At 54.9% G+C, this 17323-nt stretch carries 17 protein-coding genes; 2 read left to right on the top strand and 15 right to left on the bottom strand.

The genetic code is table 11. From position 1 onward, the window contains the following. Window positions 1-27 precede the first annotated feature (27 nt). The 10 genes from dacA to leuS all read right to left on the bottom strand — a co-directional run bounded on the left by dacA (window position 28) and on the right by leuS (window position 11313). On the bottom strand, window positions 28-1239 hold the full coding sequence (gene dacA / locus C1N64_RS08360; protein ID WP_006118405.1) for a D-alanyl-D-alanine carboxypeptidase DacA: 1212 nt from the start codon (window positions 1237-1239) through the stop codon (window positions 28-30). A gap of 132 nt (window positions 1240-1371) precedes the next feature. After that, a complete protein-coding gene (gene rlpA / locus C1N64_RS08365) occupies window positions 1372-2502 on the bottom strand; it encodes an endolytic peptidoglycan transglycosylase RlpA (RefSeq protein ID WP_054687999.1) in 1131 nt (376 codons plus the stop codon). A 10-nt stretch (window positions 2503-2512) separates the two neighbouring features. Continuing rightward, on the bottom strand, window positions 2513-3625 hold the full coding sequence (gene mrdB, locus C1N64_RS08370) for a peptidoglycan glycosyltransferase MrdB (protein ID WP_006118407.1): 1113 nt from the start codon (window positions 3623-3625) through the stop codon (window positions 2513-2515). An 8-nt stretch (window positions 3626-3633) separates the two neighbouring features. Beyond that, complete coding sequence (gene mrdA / locus C1N64_RS08375) at window positions 3634-5538, bottom strand: peptidoglycan DD-transpeptidase MrdA (RefSeq protein ID WP_033737455.1); 1905 nt, start codon at window positions 5536-5538, stop codon at window positions 3634-3636. Between the two features lie 34 nt (window positions 5539-5572). Continuing rightward, entirely contained in the window at window positions 5573-6043 is a 471-nt protein-coding gene (rlmH, locus tag C1N64_RS08380) for a 23S rRNA (pseudouridine(1915)-N(3))-methyltransferase RlmH (RefSeq protein ID WP_006118409.1), read from the bottom strand. Window positions 6044-6046: 3 nt separating this feature from the next. Beyond that, window positions 6047-6364 (bottom strand): ribosome silencing factor, encoded by a 318-nt coding sequence (gene rsfS, locus C1N64_RS08385; protein ID WP_006118410.1) that lies wholly within the window; start codon window positions 6362-6364, stop codon window positions 6047-6049. 90 nt (window positions 6365-6454) lie between these two features. Further along, the gene (gene nadD / locus C1N64_RS08390; protein WP_006118411.1) at window positions 6455-7096 is read right to left on the bottom strand and encodes a nicotinate-nucleotide adenylyltransferase; all 642 of its coding nucleotides are present in this window, start codon (window positions 7094-7096) and stop codon (window positions 6455-6457) included. Continuing rightward, complete coding sequence (holA, locus tag C1N64_RS08395) at window positions 7089-8120, bottom strand: DNA polymerase III subunit delta (RefSeq protein WP_394515406.1); 1032 nt, start codon at window positions 8118-8120, stop codon at window positions 7089-7091. The genes nadD and holA overlap by 8 nt, the downstream gene beginning before the upstream one ends. Further along, window positions 8117-8716 (bottom strand): LPS assembly lipoprotein LptE, encoded by a 600-nt coding sequence (gene lptE / locus C1N64_RS08400; protein ID WP_006118413.1) that lies wholly within the window; start codon window positions 8714-8716, stop codon window positions 8117-8119. Before lptE ends, holA begins: the two co-directional genes overlap by 4 nt. A gap of 14 nt (window positions 8717-8730) precedes the next feature. Beyond that, window positions 8731-11313, bottom strand: a complete 2583-nt coding sequence (gene leuS / locus C1N64_RS08405; protein ID WP_039342889.1) for a leucine--tRNA ligase — start codon at window positions 11311-11313, stop codon at window positions 8731-8733. 222 nt (window positions 11314-11535) lie between these two features. Here leuS and C1N64_RS08410 point away from each other — a divergent pair, with 222 nt between their 5' ends. Next, a complete protein-coding gene (locus tag C1N64_RS08410) occupies window positions 11536-12018 on the top strand; it encodes a zinc ribbon-containing protein (protein WP_394515407.1) in 483 nt (160 codons plus the stop codon). A 33-nt stretch (window positions 12019-12051) separates the two neighbouring features. Here the strand turns inward: C1N64_RS08410 and C1N64_RS08415 are convergent, their stop codons facing one another. The 4 genes from C1N64_RS08415 to C1N64_RS08430 all read right to left on the bottom strand — a co-directional run bounded on the left by C1N64_RS08415 (window position 12052) and on the right by C1N64_RS08430 (window position 15245). After that, window positions 12052-12777, bottom strand: a complete 726-nt coding sequence (locus C1N64_RS08415; RefSeq protein ID WP_039342886.1) for an amino acid ABC transporter ATP-binding protein — start codon at window positions 12775-12777, stop codon at window positions 12052-12054. Next, window positions 12778-13455, bottom strand: a complete 678-nt coding sequence (gltK, locus tag C1N64_RS08420) for a glutamate/aspartate ABC transporter permease GltK (protein ID WP_006118417.1) — start codon at window positions 13453-13455, stop codon at window positions 12778-12780. Beyond that, window positions 13455-14195, bottom strand: coding sequence for an amino acid ABC transporter permease (locus C1N64_RS08425; RefSeq protein ID WP_006118418.1), 741 nt, complete (start codon window positions 14193-14195; stop codon window positions 13455-13457). The genes gltK and C1N64_RS08425 overlap by 1 nt, the downstream gene beginning before the upstream one ends. 153 nt (window positions 14196-14348) lie before the next feature. Beyond that, window positions 14349-15245: an amino acid ABC transporter substrate-binding protein gene (locus C1N64_RS08430; RefSeq protein WP_394515408.1), complete on the bottom strand. Its 897-nt coding sequence runs from the start codon at window positions 15243-15245 to the stop codon at window positions 14349-14351. A gap of 350 nt (window positions 15246-15595) precedes the next feature. On the opposite strand from C1N64_RS08430, the gene C1N64_RS08435 reads away from it, so the two are divergent. After that, complete coding sequence (locus tag C1N64_RS08435; protein WP_394515409.1) at window positions 15596-15808, top strand: hypothetical protein; 213 nt, start codon at window positions 15596-15598, stop codon at window positions 15806-15808. Here C1N64_RS08435 and lnt read toward each other — a convergent pair. Further along, window positions 15799-17322, bottom strand: coding sequence for an apolipoprotein N-acyltransferase (lnt, locus tag C1N64_RS08440; RefSeq protein WP_394515410.1), 1524 nt, complete (start codon window positions 17320-17322; stop codon window positions 15799-15801). The two genes, C1N64_RS08435 and lnt, sit on opposite strands and share 10 nt — an antisense overlap. Between the last annotated feature and the right edge of the window lies 1 nt (window position 17323).

Here is a 17323-nt window from a genome sequence, read left to right on the forward strand (position 1 = left end):
CGGTTTTTCAACCGCCGCCATGCACCTTTAACCAAACCAGTGATGGAACATCAGTTTGATGTAGTCAACGATACGGCTAAAGAAGCCGCCTTCAGAGACTTCGTTCAGCACCACCAGAGGGCGTTGATCGATGGTTTTGCCATCTAACTGGAAGTTGATGCTGCCCACAACCTGATTTTTCTTCAACGGCGCATGCAGTTCAGTATTGCTCAGCACATAGCTGGCTTTCAGGTCTTTCATACGGCCACGAGGAATGGTCAGATACGCATCTTTTTCCACGCCCAGCTGTACGCGATCGCTGTTACCAAACCACACGGGCTCAGAGGCAAACTCTTTGCCGGCTTTCAACGGTGCAACCGTTTCAAAGAAGCGGAAGCCCCAGGTCAGCAGCTTTTTGCTTTCGGTTTCACGGCCCTTAAAGGTATGTCCACCCATTACGGCGGAAATCAGGCGCATCTGACCTTCTGTCGCAGAGGCAACCAGGTTATAGCCCGCCGCTGCGGTGTGGCCGGTTTTGATCCCGTCAACTGACAGACTGGTATCCCACAGCAGACCATTACGGTTCATCTGGCGAATGTTGTTGAAGGTAAACTCTTTTTCTTTGTAAACCGCATACTCTTCCGGCACATCGCGGATAAGCGCCTGACCAATCAACGCCATATCACGGGCGGAGCTGTATTGGCCTTCGGCGTCCAGGCCATGGACGGTCTGGAAGTGCGTGTTCTGCAGACCCAGCGCTTTCACGTAGTTGTTCATCAGCCCTACGAAAGCATCCTGGCTGCCGGCAACATAGTCCGCCATCGCGACGCAGGCATCATTACCAGACTGCAGGACGATACCGCGCGTTAACTGAGAAACCGGTACGCGATCGCCGGGTTTCAGGAACATCAGTGATGATCCTTTAAAGACCGGATTGCCCGTTGCCCAGGCATCCTGACCAACAGTCACCATATCGTCCTGATGAATTTTCCCGGCTTTCACTGCCTGACCGATCACGTAGCTGGTCATCATCTTCGTCAGACTGGCGGGATCGCGGCGTGCATCGGCGTTCTTTTCAGCCAGCACTTTGCCTGAGTTGTAGTCGATTAGAACGTAGGCTTCCGCATCAATATCCGGAACGCCCGGAATCATGGTCTTAAGATTGACATCATCAGCAATGGCGGCATGGCTGAGAGAGAAAGCGATCAGTGATCCCACTGTCAGGCGTTTTAACAAACGAGAAGGTTTCAGCGTGTTCATGTGTGGGACGACAACATCCATGGGTTTAGGGTTAAAAAAAGTCATTCATCATAACAAATGCCTGATTAACAGGCATCCGGCTTGATAACTGGGTTGTTAACAGACGTTACCAGTCATGAGTAAAGCTGTTGTTTAACGACCTGCGGTGGTCACAAAAGCCGCGCTCTGGCCCTCACGGCTCAGGCGCTGCTGTAGCGCCACAGCTTCGGCACGGGTTTTGTAACCGCCGAGCTGTACGCGATAGACGTTGTTCCCCGCGTTTTCCACTGCGCCGGGTACGCCGAAGCGCTGGCGCAGACTGCTGAGCAGCTGGCGCGCACGTGCAGCATCATTGATAGCGCTGACCTGGACGACATAGCCGGACAGCGAAGCGCTGCTGCTCTGGCTGGCTGAAGCGGCGTGAGGCGCGGCGGCGCTGGCAACCACCGGTGCGGCAGCGGCGGGGGCCGCCTCTGGCTCACTGCCTTCCAGAACACCGCTCGGTAAGGGCTGAGGGGCCCCCAGGAAACCACTGCTCTGAACGGGCGCGCCCATGGCATTGTCCGTTTTCAGCGTCGCATTACTGATAGGCGACACGTCCTGTGCGGCAGGTGCCGTTTCCATTGCCGGTGCCGTTTGCGTCTGACCGCCGCCGTTCATGACGGAGGGCGAACTCATGACTGGGCCGTTCAGATCGGGACGCGCGGGCAGGGCGTAACTCTGTTTTGCCACAACAGTGCCGATAGTACCCGGACCCGAGAGCGTGCCATCTGGCGCGACGCTGATGTAATCCACGCGGACGCGGGTGTTATTGGAGATGTTCAGACGATCGCCGGCCGCACGCGACAGATCGATAATGCGTCCTGGCGTGTAAGGGCCACGATCGTTAACGCGCACGACAATCTGACGTCCGTTGGCCAGATTCGTGACGCGCACATAACTTGGCAGCGGCAGTGTCGGATGCGCGGCGGTCAAGGCATCCGGATCAAAAGCCTCGCCGATGGCGGTACGGCTGCCCTGGGCTTCGTCGCCATACCAGGCTGCTAATCCGACTTCACTGTAGTTAGCCGGATTTTTGATGATGTGATAAGTCTTGCCATTGACGCTGTAGTCCTGACTGGTCGACGGATTGACCGGCTCATAACGCGGCTCAACGCCAGGAATTTCCACCACCGGGCCATTGTAGGCGGGCTGGGGTGGAGCACTCTGCTGTTGCGGTTCCTGGGTAGAACATGCAGCCAACACCATTGAAGCCAATACAACGCCAAGCCAGTCCTTACGCATCTGCGACCTCTTAAACACTTTTAGATAACATTTTTCGGTGTGTGTGGATCGACATTACGATGCCAAATCCCGCCATAAGCACAATAAGCGCCGAGCCGCCATAGCTGACCAGCGGCAGCGGAACGCCAACCACCGGTAAGATACCACTAACCATGCCAATGTTAACGAAAACATAGACGAATAAAATCAACATTAATCCGCCCGCCATGACGCGCCCAAAGGTGGTCTGTGCCCGGGCGGCGACGATCAGGCCGCGCATGATTAACAGCAGGTAGAGCACCAGCAGTAACAACACGCCAACCAGACCCAGCTCTTCGGCCAGCACGGCAAAAATAAAGTCCGTATGACGTTCCGGCAAGAATTCCAGCTGTGACTGAGTACCGTGCAGCCAGCCTTTACCGCGCAAGCCGCCGGAGCCAATGGCGATTTTTGACTGAATGATGTGATAGCCCGCGCCCAATGGGTCGCTTTCCGGATCAAGCAGCATCATCACGCGGTCTCGCTGATAATCATGCATCAGGAAGAACCACAGGATAGGAATAAAGGCTGCGACCAGCAGGACGGCAATGCCAATCAGTTTCCAGCTCATGCCCGACAGAAACAGCACAAACAGCCCGGACGCGGCGATAAGAATCGAGGTGCCGAGGTCAGGCTGTGCGGCCACCAGCAGTGTGGGAAGAAAAATCAGCACCAGCGCAATTGCGGTATTCTTCAGGGTAGGTGGACAGACATCGCGGTTAATAAAACGCGCCACCATTAACGGCACCGCAATTTTGGCGATCTCGGAAGGCTGAAAGCGGACAAACCCCAAATCCAGCCAGCGCTGTGCGCCTTTACTGATTTGCCCAAAAGCATCCACCGCGATCAGCAGAATGACGCAGATAATATACAGATAAGGTGCCCAGCCTTCATACACTCGCGGCGGGACCTGCGCCAGCACCAGCATCACCACTAATCCCATAGCGATCTGGCCCAGTTTACGTTCCATCATGCCGGGATCCTGGCCGCTGGCACTCCAGATAACAATGGCGCTGTAGGTCAGTAGCGCAAGGATGATCAGCATAAACAGCGGATCAATGTGCATGCGCATCCAGATCGTCCGCTTCTGCGGGCTGTCATTCATCGACATGATTATTCACCTTCATAGCCAGGTGGTGTAGGCGCAGCATCCGGCAGGACAGTATTGTTATCGCCTAACATAATGTGATCCAGAATCTGGCGCATGACCGTGCCCACTGCCGGACCGGCCCCGCCGTTTTCCAGAATCATGGTGACGGCAACGCGTGGTTTATCGTAAGGCGCGAAAGCGGTCATCAGCTTATGGTCACGTAAGCGTTCAGCGATTTTATGCGCATTATACGTTTCGTTCTCTTTCAGACCGAAGACCTGTGCGGTACCGGACTTCGCGGCAATTTTGTAAGGCGCATCGGCAAAGCTTTTGTGGGCCGTGCCGTTTGGCCGGTTGGCGACGCCGTACATGCCGTCTTTGGCAATTTCCCAGTAGCCAGAGTGGATATCGCCAATCGGCTGGGAAGGCGGCTGACGATAAGGCACCAGCGTACGGCCTTCACGGGTCGCGCGCAGCAAATGCGGCACTTTGATGATGCCGTCGTTGATAAGAATCATCATCGCTTTGTTCATCTGCAACGGTGTCGCTGTCCAGTAACCCTGACCGATGCCGACTGGAATGGTATCGCCTTGATACCAGGGCTTTTTAAAGCGACGCATTTTCCAGTCACGCGTCGGCATGTTGCCAGCGCTTTCCTGAGGCAGGTCAACGCCGGTGCGCATGCCATAGCCAAATTTCGTCATCCACTCCGACAGGCGATCGATGCCCATGTCATAGGCAACCTGATAAAAGAAGGTATCAGCGGACTCTTCCAGCGATTTGGTGACATTCAGGCGACCATGTCCCCATTTTTTCCAGTCACGGTAGCGTTTCTCGGAGCCGGGGAGTTGCCACCAGCCAGGATCGAACAGGCTGGTATTGCGGTTAATCACCCCCGCACTCAGGGCGGAGACGGCAACATAGGGTTTAACGGTAGAAGCAGGCGGATAAGCGGCCTGAATCGCGCGGTTATAGAGTGGGCGATTTTCATCGTTCAGCAAGCCGCGATAGTCTTTGCTGGAAATGCCGTCAACGAACAGGTTGGGATCGTAGCTGGGGGTCGACACCATCGCCAGAATCTCACCGGTGCGCGGATCGCTGACCACGACCGCTGCACGACTACCGGCCAGCAGCGTCTCGATATACTGCTGCAGTTTGAGATCGATAGTCAGATAAATATCACGACCGGCCTGGGGCGACTGCTCGTGCAACTGCCGTATGACCCGGCCACGGTTGTTAACTTCGACCTCTTCATAGCCGGTTTTGCCATGCAGCAGGTCTTCGTAATAGGCTTCGATACCGAGTTTGCCGATATCATGCGTCGCCGCATAGTTGGGCCATTTTCCCTCTTTATCCAGACGGGCTACGTCGCGGTCGTTAATTTTCGACACATAGCCCACAACATGAGTCAGTGTCTGGCCATAGGGATAGTAGCGGCGCTGGTAGCCTTTCACTTCTACGCCAGGAAAGCGATACTGATTTACCGCAAAGCGCGCCACCTGCACCTCATTCAACCCGGTTTTAACCGGAATCGACGTGAAGCGGCGTGAACGTTTACGCTCTTTTTCAAACGCCTCGATATCCTCATCGGTGAGTTCGAGGACCGGACGCAGATTTTGCAGGGTTTGTTTCAGGTCATCGACCTTTTCCGGCACCAGTTCCGCCTGGTAAATGGTCCGGTTCAGGGCCAGCGGCGTACCCGTGCGGTCATAGATGATGCCGCGGCTGGGCGCGACCGGCACCAGTTTGATTCGGTTTTCGTTGGAGCGGGTACTGTAATCGTCGAAACGTAAAATCTGCAGGTGATAGAGATTAACCACCAGCACGGAGGAGAGCAGTAAGACGCCGACAAAAGCAATAAAAGCCCTGCGGACAAAGACTTTTTGTTCGGCGCTGTAATCGCGAAAGGCGTTGCTTTGTAATTTCATCCGCTACTTGTAATGTCTGGAGTGAGCTTATCGGTTATTCACGATGATAAGGATGATTTGTCGTAATGCTCCATGCGCGATAGAGGCTTTCGGCAACCAGCACGCGCACCAGCGGATGAGGCAACGTTAAGGCCGAAAGCGACCAGCTCTGTTCCGCCGCCGCTTTGCAGGCTGGCGCTAACCCTTCCGGGCCGCCAATCAGCAGGCTGACATCGCGGCCATCCTGTTTCCAGCGTTCCAGCTGTTGGGCCAACTGTGGGGTTTCCCAGGGCTGTCCGGGAATATCCAGCGTGACAATCCGGTTGCCTTTACCTGTGGCGGCCAGCATCGCTTCACCTTCCTTTTCCAGGATGCGTTTGATGTCGGCATTTTTACCCCGTTTGCCCGCCGGAACTTCCGTCAGTTCAAACGGCATGTCTTTGGGAAAACGACGCAGGTATTCCATAAAACCGGTCTGCACCCAGTCAGGCATTTTGGTGCCGACGGCAACAAGCTGCAATTTCACCGCTTAACCCCAGAGCTTTTCCAGTTCATATAACTGACGGCTCTCTTCCTGCATCACATGCACGATGACTTCACCGAGGTCGACCACAACCCAGTCAGCGGCCGTCTTGCCTTCAACGCCCAGCGGCATCAGGCCGGCGGCGCGGGATTCCTGCTCAACGTGTTCAGCGATTGAGGTAACGTGGCGCGTCGAGGTGCCGGTGCAGATGATCATGAAATCAGTAATGCTTGATTTACCCTGAACGTCGAGGGTGACGATGTTCTGACCTTTCAAATCATCAATCTTATCAACAACGAACTCTTGGAGTGCTTTACCTTGCAAAAGGTTCCCCTTTAAAAACTGGTGAGAGCGGGCTGGCTGACGCCCGGGATACAGCCGAAAAATTTAGCGGCGTAGTATATCACGCCCATATCAGTCGCGATATAAGCCGGCGCGGTCGATATAGTCGATTACCGAGGCGGGCAGTAAATCGTCACAGGCGAGATGCTGATGACGACGCTTGCGAATTTCGGTAGCTGAAATGGCATAGCGCGGGGTTTCTGCCAGCCAGATGCCGCCAGCCGGACGCTGCTGCAGTTCCTGAGGATCGTGGATCACGTGTCTGTCCAGCCAGTCCTGCATGTCCGGCGTCGCCATCTCAGTCGGATAGCCTGGTCGCTGGCACACCAGCAGATGACACAGGCTCAGTAAATCCTGCCAGCGATGCCATTTTGCAAGCGTCAGTAATGAGTCCTGACCGATAATAAACCCTAACGGCTGATCGCCACGTTCAGCCCGTATGGCTTCTAACGTATCGACAGTCCATGAGGGCGTGTCCCGTTGCAGTTCGCGCGTATCGATATCAAAAAGCGGCAGATCGCGAATAGCGCACCGCAGCATCGCCAGGCGCTGTTGCGGACTGGCTTCCGGCTGCGGCCGGTGCGGCGGCACATTGTTGGGCAACAGGGTAACCCGGGCCAGGCCAGTTTGCTGCGCCAGCGCTTCTGCCGGGCGTAAATGGCCGAAATGGATCGGGTCGAAGGTGCCGCCAAACAGGGCGTGTAAATCAGACATGGGCAAAACTCGCGGGAAAAGCACGGTTGGCAATCAGCATCGACAGCGTTTGCAACTGTGGCCAGACCGATTGTCCATAATCCTGTTTCAGCGTAATTTCGATTTGCGTCAACAGATGGATTGCCTGTTGTAAGCGCGCTGCATCAAGGCGCTGCAACGCCTCAGTAAAGAGAGGACGGCGATTTTGCCAGATGCGCTGTTGATCCATCAGTGTACGCAGAGGTTGCTGTGTCTGATGACGTTGCAGGTGCAGCAGAGTCATCAGATCGCGCTGCAGCGCCCGCAGCAATATCGTCACTTCGCTGTCTTCACTTTCCAACTGTTGCAGGATATGCAGTGCGCGACGGCTCTTGCCTGCCAGTAGCGCGTCGACCCAGTGATAAGGCGTAAAGTGCGCGGCATCACTGACTGCGGCTTCAACGCGCGGTAGCGTGAGCTTGCCATCGGGCCACTGAAGAGACAGACGTTCAAGTGCCTGCGCCAGCGCCAGCAGGTTACCTTCGTAGCAGTAACAGAGTAGCTGGACCGCCGCATCGTCGATCGCGAGCTTCATCGCTTTGGCCCGGCTGGTGACCCAGCGCGGCAGTTGCGCCTGCTCCGGCGTCTGGCAGGGGACCAGCACCGCATGGGCTGACAGATCTTTAAACCAGGCGCTGTTTTCCTGCGCTTTGCTGAGTTTCGCCATCCGGCAAATCAGCAAAATATCCTCATGAAGCAGCGAGGCGAGCGTGATCAGATGTTCGGCGATGGCGGCATTGGGACCATTTTCAGGAAACTGCAATGTAAGCGTCTGTCGCTGAGTAAACAGGCTCATTGACTGGCAACTGACAAACAGGCTGTCCCAGTCTGTTTGTGCATCCAGGGTAAAACTCACATGTTCTTCAAAGCCCTGCGCCACGGCGCTGGCGCGAATGGCATCCGCACTTTCCTGCAACAACAGAGGTTCATTGCCGGTTAATAAATAACAGGCGCGCAGCCCCTCACGGAGCTGCGCGCTGAGTTGTTCCGGATAAATCCTGATCATTGCGTCAGGGGCGCCGCGGAAGAGGCCGTTCCCGCAGCAGAGTGAACCGGTTTTGCCACCGTTGACGAAGAGGATGTCTGCGGGCTGTCCATCTGGGCCGCATGTACCGCCAACAGCTTACGAACCAGTTGTTCGGCTGCACGTTGACGCATCTCCTGGGTGATCATGTCCTGTTCCGCATCTTTCGCCAGGGCCGCGTTCGGGTTATCAAAGAACGAGCGATAAACGGTCGTGCTGATAGGGTAGATCCCTTTGTTGGGAATCAAGACCTGAGCCGTAACCACCATCGCCATCTGATATTCAGCGGTGGTGCCGCTGATGAAGACGGATGCGGTGCTTCGACCCTGAGATTCCCCGCCCAGACGCAGGGTCGGTACGACCATGCTGTTTTTCTGCGTCGCTTCAACGATGTTAACGTTGTTGATTCGCAACTGCTGACGCACCACGCGCGTCAGCGGCCCGTAAGGATCGCCCGTTTCTAAGACCAGCGTTCGCAGTTCCGTCGGCACCTGAGTGGTGCCGCGCGGGTGAAAACCACAGCCAGCGGTGATCACCGCCGCCAGCATGACAAACAACCTGATAATCGGATGTCGCACAGTTCCTCCTGAACTTAACCCACAACCAGGTTAAGCAGTTTGCCCGGTACATAAATGACTTTACGAATGCTCACACCATCAAGGTATTTCGCCACCAGGGGCTCCTCAGCAGCGCGCGCCTGAACCTGCTCCTGTGTAGCCTCGGCTGCCACAGTAATTTTACCCCGCACTTTACCGTTGACCTGCACCACGACCAGCAGAGAATCTTCGACCATTGCGGCGTCATCCGCCACTGGCCATTCCGCATTGTCGATAGTGCCTTCGCCGCCCAGCGTCTGCCACAGCACGTAGCTGGCATGCGGGGTGAACGGATACAGCAAACGCGTCACGGCCAGTAAGGCCTCCTGCATCAACGCACGATCCTGCTCGCTGTCCTGCGGCGCACGCGCCAGCTTGTTCATCAGCTCCATGACCGCCGCAATCGCGGTGTTAAAGGTCTGGCGACGACCAATATCATCCGACACTTTGGCAATGGTTTTGTGCAGGTCGCGGCGCAACGCTTTCTGATCGTCATTCAGGCTGGCGACGTCCAGGGCAACCGTTGCACCTTTCTGTGAATGATCGTAGACCAGTTTCCAGACACGTTTCAGGAAGCGATTTGCCCCTTCCACACCGGATTCCTGCCACTCCAGCGTCATATCCGCAGGCGAGGCAAACATCATGAACAGACGGACGGTATCGGCACCATAGCGCTCAACCATCAGCTGGGGATCGATGCCGTTGTTTTTCGACTTGGACATTTTGCTCATGCCCGCGTAAATCACCTCGCGGCCCTGAGTATCTACGGCTTTAACAATGCGGCCTTTCTCATCGCGCTCGACAGTCACGTCAACCGGCGAAACCCAGTTACGTTCGCCGTTAACGCCCAGATAATAGAACGCATCCGCTAACACCATGCCCTGGCACAGCAGACGTTTGGCTGGCTCATTCGAATTCACCAGGCCTGCATCACGCAGCAGTTTATGGAAGAAGCGGAAATACATCAGGTGCATGATGGCGTGTTCGATGCCGCCGACATACTGATCTACCGGCAGCCAGTAGTTTGCTGCAGCCGGGTCCAGCATACCGTCCTTATAGTCTGCACAGGTATAACGCGCGTAGTACCACGACGATTCCATAAAGGTGTCAAAGGTATCGGTTTCGCGCAGCGCAGGCTGACCGTTCACGGTGGTTTTTGCCCAGTCCGGATCGGCTTTAATCGGACTGGTAATGCCGTCCATGACCACGTCTTCCGGCAGAATCACCGGTAACTGGTCTTCTGGTGTCGGCATGACGGTGCCATCTTCCAGGGTTACCATCGGAATCGGCGCGCCCCAGTAACGCTGACGAGAAACGCCCCAGTCGCGCAGGCGATAGTTGACTTTACGCTCGCCAACGCCTTTTGCCGCCAGCGCATCTGCAATGGCGTTAAAACCGGCACTGTGATCCAGGCCGCTGCACTCGGCAGAGTTAAACAGCGTACCTTTGTCGGTCATCGCGGCGGCGCTGACGTCAGGCTCGCTGCCGTCCAGATTGAGGATAACCGGTTTGATCGGCAGATCGTATTTGGTCGCAAATTCCCAGTCACGCTGGTCATGCGCCGGCACGGCCATGACCGCACCCGTACCGTATTCCATCAGGACGAAGTTCGCGACCCAGACAGGCAGGCGTTCACCCGTTAACGGATGCACGACAGACAGGCCTGTCGCCATGCCTTTCTTTTCCATGGTGGCCATATCGGCTTCGGCTACCTTGGTGTTGCGGCATTCTGCGATAAAATCAGCCAGAGCAGGGTTGCTGGCCGCCGCCTGTGCCGCCAGCGGATGACCGGCGGCGACAGCGACATAGGTCGCGCCGTAGAAGGTGTCCGGACGCGTGGTATAAACCGTCACTTTTTCGCTGCTGTCTGCCACGTCAAAGGTGATTTCCACCCCTTCAGAACGGCCGATCCAGTTACGCTGCATGGTTTTGACCTGCTCAGGCCACTCTTCCAGCGTATCCAGATCGTTTAACAGCTCTTCGGCGTAATCAGTGATTTTAATGAACCACTGTGGGATCTCTTTGCGCTCGACTTTGGTGTCACAGCGCCAGCAGCAGCCATCGATAACCTGCTCGTTAGCCAGTACGGTCTGATCGTTCGGGCACCAGTTCACCGCCGAGGTTTTTTTGTACACCAGGCCTTTTTCATACAGTTTGGTGAAGAACCACTGTTCCCAGCGGTAATACTCCGGTTGACAGGTCGCCAGCTCGCGGCTCCAGTCATAGCCAAATCCCAGCAGCTTAAGCTGGTTTTTCATGTACGCGATGTTGTCATAAGTCCAGGGCGCCGGCGCGGTATTGTTTTTGACCGCCGCGCCTTCCGCAGGCAGACCGAAGGCGTCCCAGCCAATTGGCTGCAGCACGTTTTTGCCGAGCATGCGCTGATAACGCGCAATGACGTCGCCGATGGTGTAGTTACGAACGTGGCCCATGTGCAGGCGGCCAGAAGGATAGGGCAGCATAGACAGGCAGTAGTACTTCTCTTTGCCTTCCTGCTCAGTCACTTTAAACGTTTCGTTTTCATCCCACTGCTGCTGAACGCGGGATTCAATCTCTTCCGGGCGGTATTGCTCTTGCATGGCTGCCTGTGGTCCTTAATAGATGACACTTTGCTGACTTTACGATCCGCATAGCATACCCATAAGGCCGCACATCAACAACACTTCCCACTTTTACGGGGGCGATTTATCGTCAACGCATCCCTGCTTTCACTCTTTTACGCTTCCTTACCCAGCGAGCCGGGCAAATGTGACAAAGTAGCTAAACTTAGTACAGGTACTGAGCGCAAAAAGGAGAATAAAATGAATAAAGTGGCCCAGGAATATCACGCCTCACTGGCGGTATTAACCGAACGTCTTCGCCACGGCTATCGCGATCTGGATACGTTAGTCGACGATCGGCGCCGTCATTTACAAGCGCACTCCGATCTGACGCCGGACGAAATCGATCGGGCGCTGACGTCGGTGCGTCGCGATCTGGCAGAGTTTGGCCGTAACTATGCAGAGGCGGAAGAGCCGGTCGCTGACTCCGTTTTTATGCGCGTGATTCGGGAAAGCATCTGGAAGGAGCTGGCAGATATTACGGATAAAAGCCAGTTAGAGTGGCGTGAGGTTTTTCAGGATTTGCAACATCACGGTGTGTACCAAAGTGGTGAGGTGGTGGGCCTGGGCAATCTGGTCTGCGAAAAATGCCACTTCACTCGCGCCATTTATACGCCGGAGACGCTGTCACGTTGCCCCGAATGCAATCACGATCAGTTTTATCGTCAGCCTTTTGAGCCGTAGAAGAAGCAGGCGGGCTTTGTGCCCGCCTGATGTTTAGTGCAGAATTTTTGCCAGGAAATCCTTTGCCCGCTCAGACTGTGGATTATTAAAGAAGTCATCTTTATGGGTGTCTTCGATAATTTTTCCTTCGTCCATAAAGATCACCCGATTGGCCACCTTACGGGCGAAGCCCATTTCATGTGTCACGACCATCATGGTCATGCCTTCCTGGGCCAGTTCGACCATAACGTCCAGCACTTCATTGATCATTTCGGGATCGAGTGCGGAGGTCGGCTCATCAAACAGCATGGCAATCGGATCCATACAGAGTGCCCGCGCAATCGCGACACGCTGCTGCTGACCGCCCGAGAGCTGGCCGGGAAATTTATCTGCATGCGCTGACAGGCCCACGCGAGTCAGCAATTTGAGGCCTTTCTCGCGGGCGGCGGTTTTGTCGCGCTTTAAGACTTTGACCTGCGCCAGCACCAGGTTATCAATAATGCTCAGGTGAGGGAACAGTTCGAAGTGCTGAAACACCATGCCGACCTTACTGCGCAGCTTGGCCAGATTGGTTTTTTTATTGTTTACTTCAGTACCGTTTACCGTAATGCTGCCCTGTTGCACAGGTTCCAGGCCATTCACGGTTTTGATCAGGGTCGATTTGCCCGAGCCTGACGGCCCGCATACCACAACCACTTCACCGGTCTTGACTTCGGTAGAGCAGTCGGTCAGCACCTGAAATTGACCATACCACTTAGAAACGTTTTTCAGGCTAATCATTTAAACCGTCCTTTTTCTTTTTAGATAGCTGACCAACAGTGACGCGCTCAGGCTGATCACGAAGTAGACCAGACCGGCAAACAACACCATCTCAACCTGGGTACCGTCACGCTCACCGATGGTGGAGGCGGTGCGGAAGAAGTCCGCCAGGCTCAGCACATACACTAACGAGGTATCCTGGAACAGGACGATGCCCTGGGTCAGTAACAGCGGAACCATGGCACGAAACGCCTGAGGCAGAATCACCAGGCGCATGGACTGCCACTGCGTCATGCCCAGCGCCAGCGCCGCGCTGGATTGCCCACGCGCAATACTGATGATGCCGGCGCGAATGATTTCCGAATAATACGCCGCTTCGAACAGCGAAAAGGCGACCATTGCCGAAATCAAACGAATGTCGGTTTTAGGGGAAATACCCAGCACCTGCTGCAGGAAACTCGGCACCACCAGATAAAACCACAGCAGCACCATAACCAGCGGTACCGAACGGAACAGGTTAACGTACAGTTTGGCAAACCAGCTGATGGGCCTGAAGGTCGACAAACGCATCACCGCCAGCAGCGTGCCCCACAGGATGCCGAAGACCACCGCCGTAAGCGTGATTTTAAAGGTAATGACCAGACCATTAAGCAGGTAAGGCAGGCTGGGAGGAATGGAACTCCAGTCAAACGCGTACATCACTTGCCTCCCATATTGCCGGGCAGACGCACTTTGCGCTCAACCAGGCTCATCAAAAACATAATCACCAGGTTGATGGCAATGTAGGCCAGCGTAATGGCCGTAAACGATTCATAGGCGTGTGCGGAATAGTCCAGCAGCTTGCCCGCCTGCGCAGCCATGTCCACCAGGCCGATCGTCGACGCAATCGCCGAGTTTTTAACCAGGTTAAGCATTTCTGACGTCATTGGCGGCACAATCACGCGGTAAGCATTAGGAAGCAACACATAGCGATAGGTTTGCGGCAGCGTCAGGCCCATTGCCAGCCCGGCATTCTTTTGTCCCCGCGGCAAAGACTGAATCGCCGCGCGCACCTGCTCGCAGACGCGTGCGGCGGTAAACAGGCCCAGACAGATCACCGACGAGATAAAGAACTGCAGGTTGGGATCCAGCTCCGACTTAAACCACATGCCAAGCTTCTGACCAACCAGCTCTGGCGCCACCAGATACCAGAAGAAGAACTGCACGATCAGGGGGATGTTACGAAACAATTCCACATAGCAGGTGCCAATCGTTGCCAGCAGCCGATTAGGCACGGTACGCAGAATGCCAAAGAATGAACCTACGCAGAAAGCGATAATCCAGGCACAGCAGGAGACAGCAATTGTCACCTGAAAACCGGACCACAACCAGCCGAGATAGGTGGTATTTCCGAACGGGGCCTGTTCGAGAAAAATGCCCCAGTTCCAATCGATACCCATAACGAACTCCGGTAAAAAAGGGTAGCAGAGCTACCCTGAAGATTGATGAACGGCTTAATGCGCCTGAGTCAGGGGAACGACCCGATCAGGCGGTCTGTCCACGCCGCGGTTTCAGCAATCGAGAGGGCGACAGCGCCGCCCTTGTTATCGTTGTTAATTCAGCGCTTTATCATTCGGCGTTTTGAACAGGGCTTTCATGTCATCAGACAATTCAAAGTTCATGTTCAGGTTTTTAGGAGGAATAGGCTGTTTAAACCAGGTGTCGAACCATTTTTCTGCCTGGCCGGAGGTCTGGGCTTTTGCAATGGTGTCATCAACCAGCTTTTTGAACTGCGGATCGTCTTTGCGCAGCATACAGCCATAAGCTTCTTTAGACTGTGGCGTACCGATAATGACCCAGTCATCCGGTTTTTTCGCTTTAGCGCGTTCGCCAGCCAGCAGGGCGTCATCCATCATAAAGGCCACGGCACGACCGGTTTCCAGCGTACGGAACGAATCACCATGGTCTTTGGCGCTGATGATGCGCATATCCATCTTTTTCTCGTCGTTCAGTTTATGCAGCAGCACTTCTGACGTCGTACCTGAGGTCACCACGACAGTCTTGCCTTTCAGATCGTCAAAATCCTTAATTGGGCTGCCTTTTTTAACCAGCAAGCGGGTACCGATAACAAAAATGGTGTCGGAAAAGGCCGCCTGTTTCTGGCGCTCAAGGTTGTTGGTCGTTGAGCCACATTCGTAGTCATAGGTGCCGTTTTGCAGCAGCGGAATACGGTTCTGTGAAGTAATCGGGATCATTTTGATCTGCAGATCAGGTTTATTCAGCTTCGCTTTAATGGCATCAGCAATCGCGTTTGAATAAGCCTGTGAATAGCCAACGACTTTCTGTTGGTTGTCGTAATATGAAAAGGGAACTGACGATTCGCGATGCCCGATAACAATGACGCCACTGTCATTAATTTTTTTCAGGGTACCGCTGAAATCTTCCGCCTGGGCCGCTCCCGCTGCTGCGCTCAACAGCAAAAGAGATAATGCCACTTTGCGTAATTGCATGTTCCAACTCCTTCGTGTGGAAATTGCACAGGATCAACCCTGTACTGAGTGTGATGTTGTGTGTATTTTGCACTGCTTTTCTTATTATTCCCTCGCGCTTCTGCGCTTAAGAATATTCACTAACATAGCGGATTGTTAACCTAATGAAACAAAAAAGTTTCTTTTTTGCGATGGCATTCGCACCAAAAAAAGGCAATCGCGCGTCCATGCACGCGGAAGGTGCGCAGATTGAGCGTTAATGGTGCATTACGCCCATGCCATCGTGGGTAACAAGCCCCGCGTTGCAGGAATACAGAAACATTTAGCAATCATCGTGCCAGAATAAAATGACAGTGGGGTGAACGGGCGGTTTGACTGAAGAAGCAGAAGCAGAAGCAGAAGCAGAAGCAGAAGCAGAAGCAGAAGCAGAAGCAGAAGCAGAAGCAGAAGCAGAAGCAGAAGCAGAAGCAGAAACAAAAGCAGAAACAAAAGCAGTAAAAGGGGGGAAGGGAAACAGCGTGCGGATTAAGGCACCGCGAAAGGCTGTGGCGAAGCAGCGCTTCACCACAGCGTGTCAGCGCTGACGTCGGATGAAGGCCAGTAACCCGGCCAGCACTGTCGCTATCCATACCGGCCAGATCCCGGCTTTCGAGTATGGCGTTTCGCCGCGGGTAGGCGTTACCTTATCCACGAGTACGCCGCGCGTGAATTGCGGCAGAACCTTTTCAACATCGCCGTTGGCATTCACCACGGCGGTTACGCCATTATTGGTGCCGCGCAGCAGCGGTCTGCCCAGCTCAAGTGCGCGCATACGCGCCATCTGGAAGTGTTGCCAGGGACCAATCGAGTGACCAAACCAGGCATCATTAGAGACGGTCAGCAGAAAGTCGGTGTCCGGACGGAAGTTCGCCCGCACCTGCTCACCCAACACGATCTCGTAGCAAATCGCCGTCGTAAGGTGATAATTCGCCACATTGAGCTGAGGCTGCAAATAGGCACCGCGGCTGAAGGCAGACATCGGCAAATCGAAGAAGGGGGCAAGCGGGCGCAGCAAATCCGCCATGGGAACAAACTCACCAAACGGCACCAGATGGTTTTTCTGATAGCGGTTAGTGCTGAAGTAGTTGTAGGGCTTCGGCCCGCCCAGCACAATAACCGTGTTGTAATCATGATAACGATTCTGCTCCAGGCGCGAATCCACGATACCGGTCACCAGTGCGCTACCGCGCGCGCGGAGTTCGGCATCCAGCGAACGCAGGAACGGTTGCTGGTTACTTTCCAGATCGGTAATTGCCGACTCCGGCCAGATAATAATGGGGGCTTTTCCCATCAGCGGCTGGCTTAAATCGTTATAAATGCGCAGCGTGTTCAGCAACTGCTGCGGGTCCCACTTCATCGACTGGGGAATATCGCCTTGCACCAGCGCGACATCGACCGCCTGCTGGGGTAAAGGTTGATACCAGTGCAGATAACGCAACGGCCAGCATACTGCCAGTACCGCGAGCGCGCCCACCAGGCTTTTCACCTGACGTCGCTGCTGCGCATAAACCAGCAAACCCGCAATGACCATCAGCAGGAAGGTAATACTTTCCACGCCAGCCAGCGGCGCAATCCCCTTTAGCGGGCCATCAATCTGACTGTAGCCAAACTGCAACCACGGAAAGCCGGTTAAAATCCAGCCGCGCAAAAACTCCGTCACCTGCCATAACGCGGGAGCGGCCAGCGCCAGTCGCCACAGTGTGGGACGTGGCCAAATCCGGTTCAGGATGCCGGTAAACAGCGCCGGATAAATCGCGAGGTAAGCCGCCAGCAGGACCACCAGAAAAACGTTCACCGGGCCAGGCATGCCGCCAAAAGTGGCAATGCTGACATAAACCCAGTTAATACCGCTGCCAAACAGGCCAAACCCCCAACTGAAACCAATGGCGCTGGCCTGAGGACTGGTGCGGTTCAACGTCAGAAGTTGCAGGCCGAACAGCGAAAGCAGGGCGGCAGGCCAGAAATCATAAGGGGAAAAGGCGAGCGTGCCACAGGCGCCGCTCAGTAAAGCCAGCAGCAGACGGACCCGCTGCTGCTGGTAAAAGGAGGCTAATGCCATA

Source organism: Pantoea sp. SGAir0215, from assembly GCF_043543215.1.